At 39.7% G+C, this 17,182-nt stretch carries 12 protein-coding genes and 1 rRNA gene (1 of these 13 only partly in view); 2 read left to right on the top strand and 11 right to left on the bottom strand.

Translation table 11 applies throughout. The annotated features are described in order from the left end of the window. The 7 genes from IGK77_RS05015 to IGK77_RS04985 all read right to left on the bottom strand — a co-directional run. Positions 1-1,328: ribosomal RNA gene (locus IGK77_RS05015) — 16S ribosomal RNA — on the bottom strand; it reaches 233 nt to the left of the window's first position. Between the two features lie 681 nt (positions 1,329-2,009). Beyond that, a complete protein-coding gene (locus tag IGK77_RS05010) occupies positions 2,010-3,512 on the bottom strand; it encodes a HAMP domain-containing sensor histidine kinase (RefSeq protein ID WP_071866070.1) in 1,503 nt (500 codons plus the stop codon). Then, positions 3,509-4,195 (bottom strand): response regulator transcription factor, encoded by a 687-nt coding sequence (locus tag IGK77_RS05005; protein WP_010735834.1) that lies wholly within the window; start codon positions 4,193-4,195, stop codon positions 3,509-3,511. The genes IGK77_RS05010 and IGK77_RS05005 overlap by 4 nt, the downstream gene beginning before the upstream one ends. Positions 4,196-4,382: 187 nt before the next feature. Continuing rightward, a complete protein-coding gene (gene gndA / locus IGK77_RS05000; protein ID WP_034688385.1) occupies positions 4,383-5,804 on the bottom strand; it encodes an NADP-dependent phosphogluconate dehydrogenase in 1,422 nt (473 codons plus the stop codon). A 205-nt stretch (positions 5,805-6,009) separates the two neighbouring features. Next, positions 6,010-6,189, bottom strand: coding sequence for a 50S ribosomal protein L32 (gene rpmF, locus IGK77_RS04995; protein ID WP_010735836.1), 180 nt, complete (start codon positions 6,187-6,189; stop codon positions 6,010-6,012). Positions 6,190-6,246: 57 nt separating this feature from the next. Further along, positions 6,247-6,816 carry a YceD family protein gene (locus tag IGK77_RS04990; protein ID WP_010735837.1) on the bottom strand — a complete coding sequence of 190 codons (570 nt, stop codon included), beginning with the start codon at positions 6,814-6,816 and terminating at the stop codon, positions 6,247-6,249. A gap of 175 nt (positions 6,817-6,991) precedes the next feature. After that, on the bottom strand, positions 6,992-7,957 hold the full coding sequence (locus IGK77_RS04985; protein ID WP_019723059.1) for an AEC family transporter: 966 nt from the start codon (positions 7,955-7,957) through the stop codon (positions 6,992-6,994). Positions 7,958-8,191: 234 nt separating this feature from the next. On the opposite strand from IGK77_RS04985, the gene IGK77_RS04980 reads away from it, so the two are divergent. Then, positions 8,192-9,082 carry a LysR substrate-binding domain-containing protein gene (locus tag IGK77_RS04980; protein WP_071866069.1) on the top strand — a complete coding sequence of 297 codons (891 nt, stop codon included), beginning with the start codon at positions 8,192-8,194 and terminating at the stop codon, positions 9,080-9,082. Positions 9,083-9,157: 75 nt separating this feature from the next. Here IGK77_RS04980 and pyk read toward each other — a convergent pair whose 3' ends face one another. The 3 genes from pyk to dnaE form a co-directional block, all read right to left on the bottom strand. After that, positions 9,158-10,942 carry a pyruvate kinase gene (gene pyk / locus IGK77_RS04975; protein WP_074799748.1) on the bottom strand — a complete coding sequence of 595 codons (1,785 nt, stop codon included), beginning with the start codon at positions 10,940-10,942 and terminating at the stop codon, positions 9,158-9,160. Positions 10,943-11,070: 128 nt separating this feature from the next. Further along, positions 11,071-12,033 (bottom strand): 6-phosphofructokinase, encoded by a 963-nt coding sequence (gene pfkA, locus IGK77_RS04970; protein WP_034691339.1) that lies wholly within the window; start codon positions 12,031-12,033, stop codon positions 11,071-11,073. 166 nt (positions 12,034-12,199) lie between these two features. Continuing rightward, a complete protein-coding gene (gene dnaE / locus IGK77_RS04965) occupies positions 12,200-15,514 on the bottom strand; it encodes a DNA polymerase III subunit alpha (protein WP_074799749.1) in 3,315 nt (1,104 codons plus the stop codon). 222 nt (positions 15,515-15,736) lie between these two features. Here dnaE and IGK77_RS04960 point away from each other — a divergent pair, with 222 nt between their 5' ends. Further along, entirely contained in the window at positions 15,737-15,931 is a 195-nt protein-coding gene (locus IGK77_RS04960; protein WP_010735843.1) for a YjzD family protein, read from the top strand. A 45-nt stretch (positions 15,932-15,976) separates the two neighbouring features. On the opposite strand, the gene IGK77_RS04955 is transcribed toward IGK77_RS04960, so the two are convergent. Further along, a complete protein-coding gene (locus tag IGK77_RS04955) occupies positions 15,977-17,173 on the bottom strand; it encodes a multidrug efflux MFS transporter (protein ID WP_010735844.1) in 1,197 nt (398 codons plus the stop codon). Positions 17,174-17,182: the final 9 nt, after the last annotated feature.

The raw sequence follows: 17,182 nt of genomic DNA, 5'->3' as shown, positions 1-17,182 counted from the left end.
ACAATCCGAACTGAGAGAAGCTTTAAGAGATTAGCTTAGCCTCGCGACTTCGCGACTCGTTGTACTTCCCATTGTAGCACGTGTGTAGCCCAGGTCATAAGGGGCATGATGATTTGACGTCATCCCCACCTTCCTCCGGTTTGTCACCGGCAGTCTTGCTAGAGTGCCCAACTAAATGATGGCAACTAACAATAAGGGTTGCGCTCGTTGCGGGACTTAACCCAACATCTCACGACACGAGCTGACGACAACCATGCACCACCTGTCACTTTGCCCCCGAAGGGGAAGCTCTATCTCTAGAGTGGTCAAAGGATGTCAAGACCTGGTAAGGTTCTTCGCGTTGCTTCGAATTAAACCACATGCTCCACCGCTTGTGCGGGCCCCCGTCAATTCCTTTGAGTTTCAACCTTGCGGTCGTACTCCCCAGGCGGAGTGCTTAATGCGTTAGCTGCAGCACTGAAGGGCGGAAACCCTCCAACACTTAGCACTCATCGTTTACGGCGTGGACTACCAGGGTATCTAATCCTGTTTGCTCCCCACGCTTTCGAGCCTCAGCGTCAGTTACAGACCAGAGAGCCGCCTTCGCCACTGGTGTTCCTCCATATATCTACGCATTTCACCGCTACACATGGAATTCCACTCTCCTCTTCTGCACTCAAGTCTCCCAGTTTCCAATGACCCTCCCCGGTTGAGCCGGGGGCTTTCACATCAGACTTAAGAAACCGCCTGCGCTCGCTTTACGCCCAATAAATCCGGACAACGCTTGCCACCTACGTATTACCGCGGCTGCTGGCACGTAGTTAGCCGTGGCTTTCTGGTTAGATACCGTCAAGGGGTGAACAGTTACTCTCACCCTTGTTCTTCTCTAACAACAGAGTTTTACGATCCGAAAACCTTCTTCACTCACGCGGCGTTGCTCGGTCAGACTTTCGTCCATTGCCGAAGATTCCCTACTGCTGCCTCCCGTAGGAGTTTGGGCCGTGTCTCAGTCCCAATGTGGCCGATCACCCTCTCAGGTCGGCTATGCATCGTGGCCTTGGTGAGCCGTTACCTCACCAACTAGCTAATGCACCGCGGGTCCATCCATCAGCGACACCGTAAAGCGCCTTTCAAAACGAAACCATGCGGTTTCGATTGTTATACGGTATTAGCACCTGTTTCCAAGTGTTATCCCCTTCTGATGGGCAGGTTACCCACGTGTTACTCACCCGTTCGCCACTCCTCTTTTCCCGGTGGAGCAAGCTCCGATGGGAAAAGAAGCGTTCGACTTGCATGTATTAGGCACGCCGCCAGCGTTCGTCCTGAGCCAGGATCAAACTCTCATAAATAAAAGTTAGAACAATCTTTCGATTGCTAAGCTCAATTGTTTGCTAGCATATTGCTTGCTTGTTAAAAATGTTTGTTGTCTTGAATTGAATCAAGACGCCCTACACATTTGGTTTGTCTTACTTTGTTCAGTTTTCAAAGGTCTATTCTTTCTTATTTAACAACTTTTATATCTTAACATTTCTTTAAGAAGTTGTCAACAAGTTTTTCTTTCTTAACTTAGAAAGTTGTTTGTCGTTATTTCTTAGCGACTTCATTAATATACCATCTTGCTTGTTATTTGTCAACAACTTTTTTGTTGGTATATTAAGGTTTTTACCACCTTGTTTTTTAACGACTTCGTTATTATAACATAGCATTAAAACCTCGTCAACATTTAAATTCAACAATTTATCATGACGTTTCTTACTGCTTTGTCAGAACAAATAATAATATATCAAGGACTTAAAAAAATTGCAATAGAAAAAATGCTTTTTTCAACGATTATTTTCAAAGCCGAATATTCGTATAAGATGTTTAAAAATCAACAGTTTTTTGATGTTATTTAATTGTATTATTCTAGTATTTTACAATTATAGTTCGTCTCTTTTTAGGGGAAGGGCTACGTAAGAACTTCTTAGAAATCAATGACCTAGTGAAGCTTATCGATAAATACATAAAAAAAAACAAGCAAAGTCATCACTTTACTTGTCTTCTGTTCGTACAATTGGTACAAAAATTCTAAAAATCGTCCCTTGCCCCACTACGCTCTCTGCTAATATTCTGCCTTTATAGCTTTCTACAAGTTGTTTGGCAATCGACAATCCTAAGCCATTTCCACCTTTTGTTCGTGCTCTTGCTTTATCTACACGATAAAAACGATTAAATATTTTCTTCAAGTCCTCTTCAGGTATTCCCTCACCAAAATCTTGGATCGCGATCTCAAATTCACTAAGCGTGGATGAAATCGAGATATGGACTTCTTTTCTTGTCGTTGAATACTTTACTGCATTATCTAAAATGATGATAATCAATTGTTCAAAATGATTTCTAAAAATTTGTAGTGTTACTTCTTTAGCTAAGTCATCATCCAGTGTAATAACATAATCAGGATAAAGTAATTTAAAATTATTGAATACTTGGTAAGTCACTTCTTTTGCATTCGTCGTTTCGTTGGCATAATAAACATCTACTTGCTCTGCACGTGATAGATCTAACATTTCTTGTACTAAGCTTTTCATCCGACTGATTTCTTGCATACTTGCAGTTAGGGATTCTTCTAAAATTTCGGGATCATCTTTCCCCCAACGATTTAATAAGCTAAGATGCCCTTCAATAATTGCTACAGGTGTTCTTAATTCATGTGATACATCTTCCACAAATTGTTCTTGTTGTTCGATATACAGACGCATACGATCTAGCATTTCATTGAAGATCTCAGCAAGGTCTGCTAACTCATCATCTGTATCAATCTCTGGCATATGAATATCTGATTGTGGATCTTTACGGATCGTATCCATCGTATCTCGTAATACTTTTAACGGTTTTAAGAAGTAGGAAGATAGGAAGAAACCTAAGATACTACTTAGTATCAAGGAGACGATTTCTAGCACGATCAAAGTCAATAAAAGATTATTTCTTATATCATAGAAAGATGAAAGTTCATAAAATGTTTGAGTATAGCCGATTTTTTCTCTTGTTTGTTTAGAATAAATAGGTTGGATCGATAAAAAGCCAGTTTTCCCGTCTAGAGTAACGATCGTTGGGATCTTCCTGGTCGTTTGAATCAATGAACGACTTTTTTCGTGTGTTTTAAAAATCAATTTTTCATCCAGATCATAAACATACAGATCCATCGATGCTTGACCAAGCTCAGAAATAAAGGAGTCGATTTTCATCAAGTTCCCTTCAATGACCGCGGTATCATCTCCAGTGCCGCCGGTTTGGTCAGCGTTCGTTAAGTTTCGATAGGCATTGATCAATGTCAACTCCTCATCTGAATTTGATAAACGAGAAGCCGCTTCAGAAATCGTATGTTCGACATTTGCTCTTTCCTTAGCTACGATTAGATTGATCGATGATTTATAGGTGATCACTGCAAAAATCGTAAAGACGACAAATATGAAGAAAGAACTTGCAAAGGCCCACTTGATCGTCAAGGATGGACCTTTAAGTTCTCTTTTTTCGGTTTGATTGTAATTGCTCACGAGCGCATCACGTAACCAGTTCCACGTACTGTTTGAATATAGCTTTCTTCACCAGGAACATCGATTTTATTACGGAGATAACGAATATACACATCCACTACGTTTGTTTCCACTTCGGTTTCGTAGCCCCATACTTTGTTTAATAAAACATCCCGTGCAAGTACCACGTTGACATTTTCCATCAAAGTAAGTAATAGTTCATATTCACGCTTCGTTAATTCAATGACTTCATTGCCACGACGTACGACTCTATTTTCTTTTTCGATCGTTAAGTCGCGATAAGTGATCGTCGTTTGTTTTGCCACATTTTTATCTCCTTCGATGTCGATGCGGCGCAATAAAGCACGTAGACGTGCTAACAATTCTTCGATTGCAAATGGTTTGACGATGTAATCATCTGCACCATGATCTAAACCAGAAACTCTATCAATGACAGAATCTCTCGCAGTCATCATGATGATTGGTGTATTTTTCGCTTGGCGTACGCGACGACAAACTTCAAGTCCGTTCAATTCAGGTAACATCAAGTCTAATAAAATTGCATCCCACTCATTATTCAAAGCAGCATCCAGACCTGTTCGTCCATTGTAATGTACTTCAGCATTATACCCTTCATGTTTTAATTCTAACTCGACAAATCGGGCTAAGTTTTTCTCATCTTCAATGATTAGAATATTACTCATTCAATTTTGTCCTTTCTCTCCTAGGCTTCTAAACTCCATTATTATACCAATAGTTAATTTAAAATCTATAATCATTTTATCATGGAATACTATTTTAAAAAAGAGCTGAAGTCGCCCTCTATAAATTGACCTCAGCTCTTTCATTTATTACTTATTTGTCTAGCATGTTGAAGAATAAAGAAGTTGATTAATCTTCGTTATACCATGAGTAATGGAAGATTCCTTCTTTGTCAACACGTTCATACGTGTGTGCGCCAAAATAATCACGTTGTGCTTGGATGATATTTGCAGGCAAACGTTCGGCTCTGTATGAATCAAAGTAAGCAATCGCTGAAGAGAATGTTGGTACCGGTACGCCTGCTTGAACAGCTAACGCAACAACTTCTCGTACGGCTTGTTGGTATTTCTTAGTGATCTCAACAAAGTAGTCATCCAATAATAGATTTTCAATGTCAGGATTGTTTTCGTAGGCATCAGTGATTTTTTGTAAGAAACGAGCACGGATGATACAGCCGGCGCGCCAGATTTTTGCAATTTCACCGAATGGTAAATCCCAGCCATAGTCTTTCGATGCGACACGTAGCTGTGCAAACCCTTGTGCATAGCTCATAATTTTGCTGAAGTATAACGCTTCACGAATTTTTTCGATAAATTCTTTTTTATCGCCGTTGAATTCAAAATCATTCGTATGTGTCAAGATTTTGCTTGCTTGTACACGTTCATCTTTGTATGCAGAGATATAACGGGCAAAGACAGACTCTGTGATCAATGGAAGTGGTACACCAAGGTCTAAAGCACTTTGACTTGTCCATTTCCCTGTTCCTTTATTTCCAGCAGCATCAAGGATCACATCTACGATCGGTTGACCTGTGCCTTCATCGTCTTTACGTGTCAAAATGTCCGCAGTGATTTCGATCAAGTAGCTATCTAATTCACCTTCGTTCCATTCTTTGAAGATATCAGCCATCTCATCGACAGATAAACCTAAAATATTTTTCATCAAGTCGTAAGATTCGGCAATCAGTTGCATATCACCATACTCAATCCCATTATGGACCATTTTGACATAATGGCCTGCACCATTTGGACCAATGTAAGTTACACAAGGCGTGCCGTCTTCTGCTTTTGCAGAAATTTGTTCAAGGATCGGTGCAACTAATTCATACGCTTCTTTTTGTCCACCAGGCATGATCGAAGGTCCTTTCAACGCACCTTCTTCTCCACCTGAAACACCAGTCCCGATAAAATTGATACCAGAGTTGGCTAATTCTTCATTTCGACGGATCGTATCTTGGAAGAAGGTATTCCCGCCATCGATCAAAATATCACCTTTGTCTAAATGTGGTAATAATTCTTGGATCGTTGCATCTGTTGCTGGTCCTGCTTTGACCATCAAAAGGATACGACGTGGTTTTTCGATTGAATCAACAAATTCTTCGATCGTGTATGTTGCTTTGAAGTTTTTGTCTGGATGCTCTTCTACCACATCTGTTGTTTTTGCTCCTGTACGGTTGAATAGTGCAACAGAGTAGCCGCGGCTTTCAATGTTAAGGGCTAGATTTTTACCCATGACGGCCATTCCGACAACGCCGATTTGTTGTTTTGACATATAAACTCCTCCTACATATGGGATGTTCTCCCTAATCTCTCTCATTATAGCTTAACATAGCTTACTTGCAAACCAAATAAGTACGAATCGATGATGTTTCTTACTTCTTATCATTCCGAATACAATCGTTATTTCAGAATCAAAAAAATAAACCTCAAGGCTCCATGGTTAGCCTTGAGGTTTTACATTTTCTAAATAAAATGTATTAAGCTTCTTTAGACATTACGTCCTTACCATCGTAGTAACCACAACTTGCACATACGTGATGGCTTTTTTTCATTTCACCACAGTTTGGACATTCGTTCAATCCTTTGATTGTCAATTTGTAATGAGTACGACGTTTTGCTTTTTTAGCTTTCGATGTTCTTCTAGCTGGTACTGCCATTTTGCTACACCTCCTTGTAAAGTCTCGTATCAAGATTTGATACAATATATTCCAATCTTACGCGTTATCATCTTCTTCTGATGCTGAATCAAAAAATTCTGATAGTTTTGCAAGACGAGGATCTACTTTTGTCTCAGCTTCTTCCGTTTTGCGTTTTTCGTACTCTTCTTCGGATAGCACTTCCCAATCATTCCCTTTCGGTAATTCAGTGGAATGCTCTTCTTCTTCTGTGAGTACACGCATCGGAATCGCCAATAAAATGTTGTCTTCGATCGACTCTGTCACATCTAGATGCGTTCCTTCGATTAAGAGGATCTCTTCTGAAGGTAACTGAACATCTCTACGTTGGTATTGTTCCATCGTCATAAACAATTCATCCACAGACAGCTTGATTGGTAATTCAACTGGTGTCAATGAACGAGTGGACGGAACAGTCAGTGTCGTCTGCGCAGTGTAATGAACGAGATAGCCTTTGTTATCTACTGAGACTAGACCTTCGACTTCCACAGGCGCAACATCTAAAATTGAATCGTCTCGCTTCATAAGAGCCTTTTTTACGTCAAGGGTCTCATGAAAAGTTAACGGTGTCTCTTGGTATTTTCTCAATTCCAATAAAGACCATTTCATAGTTTCATCACTCCTAAGCAACAAAAGCTATTATACAGGGCAAAAAGTCGGTTGTCAATGAAATTTTCTTGACACCTTACACTTCATAAAAAAACACAGAGCGTTTTTCTCATCTACGTGAGATTTATTCGCTCTGCGTTTACTTTGTCGCTAGCTACCACCGTTTGATCAGATATCAAATGTATTGGATCAATTGCATTAAAATAGGTACAACGAACACAAATAGCAGGGTACTCGTCGTGACAAGATTCGTTGCATACTTCACATCACCGTGGGCTTCATTTGCAAGTATTGGCAAGACAGCTAGCATAGGTGTAGCTGACTGTACGATCAACGTTTGTTTCAGTAGAGGGGCTAGTTCTGCACCAAAGGCATATTTACCTATTACCATCAGTCCAATCAATATAGCTGGTGCTAAGATAAATCGACCGATCAAAGCCACGATCGTATCCCGATCAAATCGAATACTTTTCAACCCTGCATCGTATAAAACAATTCCGATATAGATCAATGATAATGGCGTCACGATCCCGCCTACATAATTTAGTGTTGAATTGACAAAATCAGGTACAGGGATCTCTAACACCAAGAAGAAAAGCGCAAGGATAAAACCTAATAAAGGCGCTGGTAAAAGCTTTTTCCAATTCAGCTTCGTTTTCTTTTCTGTTCGATCTTTTGTCGGGTCATCATTAGCGATCAAAAACACACCAAATGCCCATGTCGATACGGTATTTGTCACATAATAAATTAAAAAGTAAGGTAAAGAGGCTTCGCCAAAAAGGGCAATATTAAGTGGCAAGCCAATAAATATCGTATTGGCATTCACCACTGCATTCATAAAAATCCCCCGTCTACCTGGTTGTATCTTGAGTAATTTTGTTAGCACATAAGCAATCAGGTAGGAAATGATCACTGCAGCGATCGGATAAATCAAACTTCCAGATAATTCGATCAAACTGCTTTTAGTTAAATTCTTCATAACTGAAACGAAAATCGAGGCGGGTAAAGCTACTTTAGTGATCAAGGAAGAGATACTTCCCCCAAACTGTTCATCAAACCACCCCAAGCTTTTTAGTACATAGCCTAATCCAATCATCAAGATGATACTGATCACACTTTCAATTGATTGAAAAAATACCATTTCTTCCATCTCCTCAGTACCCATTTAGTGAAGCAATCTCTTTGTAGATAGGAGCTAACACTGCTTAATCATGTTGCTTCTTCTATTTTTTGTTTTAATCTAAAAGACGATTTGTGTGCCACTAGCCTAGCAGATTACTTATTTCTTTTTTAAGTGTAGTCTTTTAGGTTTGTTATAGTCAAAATTATCGATTACAATAAACATTATTTATATGTCAAGGGAGCGAATCGATTCATGAATACGAGAGATCTTGAATACTATGTTCAAATCGTCAAACAAAAAAACTTTACTAAGGTGGCTAAGTTTTTTGACGTCAGTCAACCAACGATCACTTATGCCTTACAACGCTTGGAAAAAGAAATTGGTGCCACACTGATTACAAGAGATCGTTCCCATCATGAATTGATCATCACTCCTGCTGGTAAGCAATTGTTGATCCATGCACAATCCGTCTTACAAGAAATTACACTTGCTAAGGCAGAGATTGCTCAGCTACAAAAGAAAAAATTGCGCTTTGGCATGCCACCTATCATTGGCAATGAATATTTTCCCAAATTATCGAGCTATTTTATCAAGCATCAATTAATGGGTCAAATCGATATCATCGACGGTGGTTCTCGTGATCTATATGGCATGATTCATCAAGGGCGGATTGATCTTGCGATTCTTGGATCAACACAACCGATCGTCGATCAAAAGCTAGAAGTCGAGCCATTGTTGGATAAATGCTTCATGATCGTTGTGTCCCCTTCACACCCTCTAGCAGATCGTACAAGCGTTTCTTTTAAGGAGCTAGTCAACGATCAGTTTGTTTTATTAAATGAACACTACGTCCATCCTGCTGCGTTTACAAAGCTTTCTAAGCAAACGCATATCGTACCTAAGATCGTTTATCAGAGTAATGACTTAACGATTTTGAAAAGCATGATCCGAGAAAATATCGGGATTGGCTTTCTCACCGAGATCGCGATTCATCCTGAAGACAATCTTGTAGCTATTCCTTTAGCAGATACTGCTCAACCACGGTTTTTGATTTCATTAGCCACTCGCGCACAGCAGTTACCAACGGTTTTACATGAAAACGTGATCGAAGTCATCCATGAATTTATGAAAACACAAAAATAACTTGCTCACACAAAATACAGGATAAAAAAAGAGTGCTGAGATTTCTCTCAACACTCTTTTTGATTTTGTTTTCGATTAGATAGCTGTTGTTTCTCCGCGATAAACGATACCACGGCGAGCGTCAACAGTGATCAATTCACCATCTTTGATTGTTGAAGTTGCATCTTTCGCACCAACGATTACAGGAATATCTTGTGCAATTCCCACAACTGCTGCGTGAGAAGTCAAACCGCCTTCTTCAACAACTACTGCTGCTGCTTTTTCGATTGCAGGCATGAATTCTTTATCAGTTGAAGGAACAACTAATACCATACCATCTTTTGCTTTTTTGATAGCTTCTGTTGCTGATGAAGCAACTACAGCGTTTGCTACAACAGATTGTTGACCAATTCCTTGTGCTTCAAGCAATTTTGAACCAATCATTTGAATCTTCATTACGTTTGTTGTTCCACGTTCACCAACTGGTACACCAGCAGTAATCAAGATCAAGTCACCTTCTGAAGCGAAACCTAATTCGACTGCTTTTTTCGCAGCTAATTCAAACATTTCGTCTGTTGTTGTTGGTTTTTCTGCAACTGTTGGATATACACCCCAGTTAAGCATCAAACCACGTTTTGTGCGTTCGTCAAATGTGACAGCTAAGATATCAGCATCTGGACGGTATTTAGAGATCATTTTTGCTGTATAACCAGATTCAGTTGCAGCAACGATTGTTTTTACGCCTAAGTTTTTCGCAGCACGTGCCACTGATAAACCGATTGTTTCTGTTACATCAGTTTTGTCAAATTCATTTAATTGGAATGAACCTAATTCTGCTAATGCTAATTCAGCTTGTTGGTCGATACGAGCCATTGTTGCAACAGCTTCAACAGGATAGTCACCATTTGCTGATTCACCTGATAACATTGTTGCGTCTGTTCCGTCAAATACTGCATTGGCAACGTCAGATGCTTCCGCACGTGTTGGACGTGGGTTTTCTTGCATTGATTCTAACATTTGTGTTGCAGTGATTACTGGGATACCCGCAGCGTTACATTTTTTGATGATACGTTTTTGAACCATTGGTACTAATTCAGCAGGGATCTCAACACCCATGTCTCCACGAGCAATCATGATACCATCAGAAACTTTGATGATTTCATCAATGTTGTCGATACCTTCTTGAGATTCGATTTTAGGGAAGATTTGAACATGTGTCATGTCTTTTTCTTCTAAAATTTCACGAATATCTAATACGTCTTGTGCTTTACGAACAAAACTTGCAGCGATGAAGTCGATGTCGTTATCTAGTCCGAAACGGATATCGTCTGCATCTTTTGGTGTGATACCTGGCAAGCTGATTGAAACGCCTGGTGCGTTAACACCTTTACGTGATCCTAGCATACCTGCATTTTTTACTTCTACTACTAATTCACGTGTTGCTTCATCTTTTTCAATGATTTCCATGTCGATCAAACCATCATCGAATAAGATATGTCCACCTACATGAACGTCTTCAAAAAGACCTGGATAAGTCACTGCGATTTTTTCTTTTGAACCTACATGTTCAGGGTCCATTGAGATGCGTGTTTTGTCGCCAACTTCAAATTTGATGTAGCCTGCACGGCCAAAATCTTCTTCAGTTGTGCCTTGAACTGTTGTACGGATTTCTGCACCTTTTGTATCTAAAAGGATGCCGACATCTTTACCAGTTTTCTTCACTGCTTCGCGAACCATTACCATACGTGATAATTGTTCTTCATGATCACCATGTGAAAAGTTGAAGCGGAAGACATTTGCTCCAGATTCAATCAATTTAGAAATAGTTTCTACTGAATTACTGGCTGGTCCTAATGTACTAACGATTTTCGTTTTTTTCATTTTACAAAACTCTCCCATTCAAATTGTTTATTTAAAGCCATTCAAAGCTTAAATATCTGTTAGATATTGGGAAGACCTGCTTCCCACTCCCATATATATCTATTGATTTATCTGACTACTTTTCTTTATTAGAAAGAAAGTGAGTTGTTCAAGTCATATAATGATAAATCTGGTTGGTGTTTGTTATTTTCTAGTGTGTCGATGATATCAGCCTCAACGATATCGTTGTCGCGAATACCGATACACAAACCACCTTTTCCTTGTTGCAATAATTCAACAGCATGTGCGCCAAATTTACTTGCTAATACACGGTCGCGTGCAGTTGGTGAACCACCACGTACAACGTGTCCTAAGATCGATACACGTGTATGATAATCGCCATATTCTGACAATTTTTCTGCAAATTCGTTTCCGCCCATTACGCCTTCTGCCAAAATGATCAAGCAATGTTTTTTGCCACGATCGCGGCCATCTTGGATTTTTTTGGCAACAACTGCCATATCAAAATCATGCTCAGGAATGATGATCTCATCCGCTCCACCAGCAACACCTGACCATAAAGCGATATCTCCAGCATTACGTCCCATTACTTCGATCACGAACGTACGAACGTGTGAAGTTGCTGTGTCGCGGATACGGTCGATTGATTCTAATACTGTGTTGATTGCTGTATCAAAACCGATCGTAAAATCAGTTCCTGGAATATCGTTATCGATCGTACCTGGTACACCCACTGCTGGGAAACCACGTTTAGTCAAAGCCATCGCGCCATGGTAAGAACCATCGCCACCGATCACGACAAGACCTTCGATACCGAATTTTTTCAATTGTTCGATTCCTTTTAATTGTCCTTCTTCTGTTGCAAATTCAGGATAACGTGCAGAGTATAAGAATGTACCCCCGCGTTGGATCTTATCACCGACATCTGCAACATCTAATCGACGGATATCTCCGGCAACTAATCCAGCAAAACCATAATTGATCCCGTAAACTTCCAATCCTTCATATATACCTTTACGAACGACTGCACGAACTGCTGCATTCATCCCAGGAGCATCTCCACCACTAGTCAAAATTCCGATGCGTTTCATATTCATCTTCACCTCATTAAATTACTTTATCCTAAGCAAGACTTAGGTTTATAACCTTCTTTGTATTAACCACGACTAACATTCTAACATTATTTTGCTCACTTGTCTTGATTTCCTGATAAAAAAATGAAAAAAAATGAAAGCAAATAGTATCTTTTACCGTAAGTTATTTGAAAACAACATTTTCTTCATTTAAAAGGTAAGCTAATTGCTTCTTGAGACTGTCTGAACCATCGAGCCAAAAGGCTTCAGATAACACAACTTTTCGTTGGTCTTTTTCATGATACATGACAACAGGAATATATCCTGGGAATTTTTTGAACAAATCTTGCAGTTGCTTCATCGTATCTGGTTGATCTGCCTCTTCCCTGATTCTCAAATAACACGTTTGTTCTGGATACTGCTGTTGCAATTCTTCTGGATCAGCGACTACTTCTGCAATCAGCTGCAATTCTTGATTGTATTTACTGATTTCTGAACGACCTTGCACGAAAATCACTTGATTTTCTTTGAATAATGGACGCGCTTGTCGATACAGCTCTGGAAAAACGGTAATGGCTATTTCTCCACTACTATCTGTCCCGCTGACAAAAGCCATCAACGCTCCTTTTTTCGTACGGATCTCTCTTACCTCTTTGACCATCACTAAAACATTTGTGGCTTGTTTAGGTACGATTTCTGTGACTAAATGGACTTTTTTTGCTAATTTAAGTCGCTCATACCCTTCCGTTGGATGACCAGATAAATAGACACCTAAATGCTCTTCTTCTAATTGAAGCTTCTCTTCGAGGCTATAATCTGCGACTTCTTCCTCTTTTAAAGCCATGATATCTAAAAGGTCTAAACTACCACCACTATATAAGATGTTTTGGATCTTACCTTCCAGATCCAACATCAACTGTCTGCGGTTTCCTACTAATTCATCAAAAACACCTGATGCAACTAATGTTTGTAGCAACTCCAATTTGAGCCAACGTTTATTGATACGAATCAGAAACTGATCAACAGAACGGAATGGACCATCTTCTTTTCGTTCACGAATGATCTCCTCAACAAAATCTCGACGAACACCTTTGATTGCTGTCAATCCAAAACGGATGGTTTCTTTATCCGTCAGCTCAAAACCATAAAAACTTTGATTGATCGAAGGAGGGGTCAGCTTTATTTTATACTTTTTTGCCTCAGCAATATACTCTTTCAACTTTGCCGTGTTGTGACGGACGGAATTCATCAAACTCATAAAAAATGCACCAGGGTGATGAACTTTGAGATAGGCCATTTGAAAGCCAACAAAGGAGTAAGCAAACGCATGGGAGCGATTGAACCCATAGTTAGCAAAGCGTTCGATATATTCGTACACTTCATTGGCCTTTTCCTTACTGTACCCTTGTTGGTTGGCACCTTGAACAAAATGATCTCTTTCTTGATCAATCACGTCTTTTTTCTTTTTACTGATTGCTCGCCTCAAAATATCCGCTTGTCCAAGAGAAAATCCAGCCATGGTTGAAGCAATCTGCATAATTTGTTCCTGATACACAATGACGCCATACGTATTTTTCAAAATCGGTTGCAGTGAATCGTCGGGATAATGGATTCTTTCCTTCCCTTTCTTACGAGCGATAAATGTATCGATATTTTGCATTGGTCCAGGACGATACAAGGCGTTGACAGCGGCAATGTCTTCAATGTTTTCTGGTCCTAATCTCCGCAGGACATTCCGAATCCCTGCAGATTCGAATTGAAAGACCCCTGTTGTTTCGCCACGTTGGAAAAGCTGTAAAGTTTTAGGATCATCTAATGGAATTTCTTTGAGCTCGATATCTTTGTTTTCGACACGTTTGATTGCTTTCACTGTGTAATCGATAATAGACAGATTTCTTAATCCAAGAAAATCCATTTTTAACAACCCAATAGCTTCGACATCATTCATTGTATACTGAGTCAAATATGCTTCATCTGATCCTTTTTGTAAAGGAACTAACTCTAGTAGATTCTTATCACTTAAAACGACACCAGCTGCATGAGTAGAAACGTGTCTTGGCAAACCTTCAAGTATTTTTGCAGTATGGAACAACAATTGATTTTTTTCACTCGCTTGTACTAATTCAACCAGCTTTTTAGAAGTTCGATAAGCCTCATTCAACGTCATTTTCAATTGATTAGGAATCGCTTTAGACCAACGATTTGCTTCGCTTTGTGAAAGGCCAAAGACACGTGCCACGTCTCTTAGCACCATTTTAGCTGCCATGGTTCCAAAGGTGGCGATTTGTGCCATATGGTATTGACCATATTTCTCACGAACATAAATCAGCACTTCTTCTCTGCGATTATCAGGAATGTCTAGATCGATATCTGGCATCGTGTATCGTTCTGGATTCAAAAAACGTTCAAATAGCAAGTCGTACTCCAATGGATCTACATCTGTGATCTCCAACACATAGGCGACTAATGACCCCGCAGCTGAACCACGGCCAGCACCAGTAACGATGTTGTTTTTATGAGCAAAAGCCATAACATCCCAAACGATCAAGAAATAATCATCAAATCCCATCTGGTGGATCACTGACAGTTCATAATCTAAGCGCTCTTGATAGGCTGCAGTGATCTTTTCCACACGCTTGCCTAATTGCTTCTGACAAAGTTCCTGTAAATACTCTCCTGCACCTCGATTTTCTGGTACCGGATAATGTGGTAGTAATTTCTGATGGAACTGAAATTCAAAAGTTACTGTTTTAGCTAATTGCTGCGCATGGTTCAACGCTTCTTCCAATCCTGCGTTTATGAATCTTTGTCGTAATTCTGCTTCGGGAAGTAAAAAACCTGTTGCTGAATCACGAGTCGTTTGTCGTACTTCATCAAAAGAGAGTTGCGTTCCTTCACGCAGATGTTTCATTGTTTCCAAAGAAAAAAGTTCCTCTTGGTGCAAACTAGCAATCGGATGTACTGCACAAAGTTGAAATTGATTTGCTCGTAAATAAGCGAGCCATTCTGGAGCTTCTAGGGGCGTTTCTTCTGTGACACCTACATAAAGATGAGAAGATGCTATTTTTTCTTGCAAGCTTTGCCAATGGCTATCAAATGATGCTGACACACCGTAGTCATCAGCAATCGATTTTTTGGTTGGTAAAACGACAAGCAAATGATCGAGTTCATCGATCTCGTGAAGCTCGATTTTTTCTCGGATCATTTTCTTGCTTGAGAGCTTGATCAATTGTTGGTAGCCGATTCTATCTTTTGCGTAGAGTAGTAACTCATAATGACGTTCTTGAAACTGGTAGGTCAAGTTCAGTCCAATAATTGGTTGTATTTTTTCATTCATACAGATGCGGTAAAATTCCGCTGCCCCAGATAGCACATCCTTATCTGTGATTGCTAATGTCTGATAGCCTAGTTTCTTTGCTTCTCGAACGTATTCGTTTATGCGAATCGTACTTTGCAACAAAGAATACGAGGTGATCGTATAAAGTTGTGGAAGAAACATTTTTACATACCACCTTTTCCATTCACTTTCTTTTTAGGGGAATATTCGTAACATCAACTCGTTATCTTGTATGACTGGTTACGTGTATTCGTCTTTCTTCATGCTTTTTCATCCGACGAACGATTTATACTTTTTATACTATCCACTGACGTTGAATGCCTGTTTCTCCCTTTACATTCAAAAAAAATCTGGTAAACTGAACATAGAAAAGAGGTGTTTGATATGCGATATATCGTCACATTATTTTGGGCAGTCATTTTAGGTCAAGTGGTTGGCTATATCGGTGGTGCATTGTCTAGTAGCCCATATGATTTTACCATGACGACTATTATTTCATTGGTTGCAGGATTGATCGTCATTTTGATCAGCGCTGTTGCAACACCTAAAAAAGAAACTTCGTCCGCTTCACATTCATAAAAGCCGAACAGATTGGAGAAATACTCCAATCTGTTTTTTTCTTGATCATAGTTTTTGATGAAGTACTTTTCTAAAATTAAATAGTGATAAAAGAATATTCGTCAGAACAAAGAGACTAGTCACAATAAACACTGTACTGTAATTGTACGCATGAGCGACTGTCGAACCTAACATCGGTCCTAGTACTTGACCAAAGTTCGTAAACATTTGGTTATAGCTATATACTCGACTGACACCTTCTTCTGGTGTGATCTTGCTGATCAATGTATTGATCGATGGCATCAACGCACCTGTCGAAAAACCTAATATAAAACGTAAGATCCCTAATTGTAAGGGCGTAGTCACAAATGCCATTGGTAAGTAGCAACAAAACGAAAGTACCAAACCTGCTAACAGCACCTTCTGATTTCCTATCTTATCCCCTAATTTCCCCAGTCTTGGAGAAGAAAATACTGCTGAAACACCTGATACTGAAACAATCAATCCACTAACAAATAAGATATTTGATGTATCACCACTCAATTCCCGAATGTACAATGTCAAGATTGGACTGATCGTGGTGATCCCTAATTGTAAGATTAGAGTAGTAACAAATAAACCGACTAACACAGAGAAGTGATCCATTTTAGCAAAAACTTCTTTGGTACTGATCATATCTTTTTTCTCTACCGGTTGGAAATCTTCTTTTACCATGAAAATCGTTAAGATCGTGGTGATCAGTAATAACCCTCCAGTAATCAAGAAAACATTTTCCATTCCGAACCATTGCGCCAAAGCGCCTCCCATTGACGGACCAATCAGCGTCCCTGCCACTGCCCCAGTAGAAAGCGTGCCTAACGCCCAACCACTTTTCTCTTTAGGCGCTTGTGAAGCAATCATCGCTGTCGCATTAGGTATGTATCCAGATAAAATCCCATTAAAGAAACGCATGACTAAAAGCCAATAAGCATTTGGGACAAAAGCTAGTGATCCCATAGTGATCGTCATACCGGCTGCTGCCCGGATCATCATCATTTTCCGTCCTTTTCGATCGGCTAGATTTCCCCAAATAGGCGCAACGATCGCCGCAGCAAAGGCTGTTACTGAAATCGCTAATCCTGAAAATAATTCAATTTGATCCTTAGGTGTACCTAGTTGTTCGACGTAAACTGGAATGAACGGCATGACTAAACTGATACTTGAACCAGTAAAAAAGCAGCCTATCCAAGCTACGAATAAATTTTTTCTCCATTGAACCTTCATCTATCACCC

The organism is Enterococcus sp. DIV0806c (assembly GCF_051710905.1).
GTDB classification, from domain to species: domain Bacteria; phylum Bacillota; class Bacilli; order Lactobacillales; family Enterococcaceae; genus Enterococcus_B; species Enterococcus_B mundtii.
This window is presented reverse-complemented; position numbering and strand designations above follow the sequence as displayed.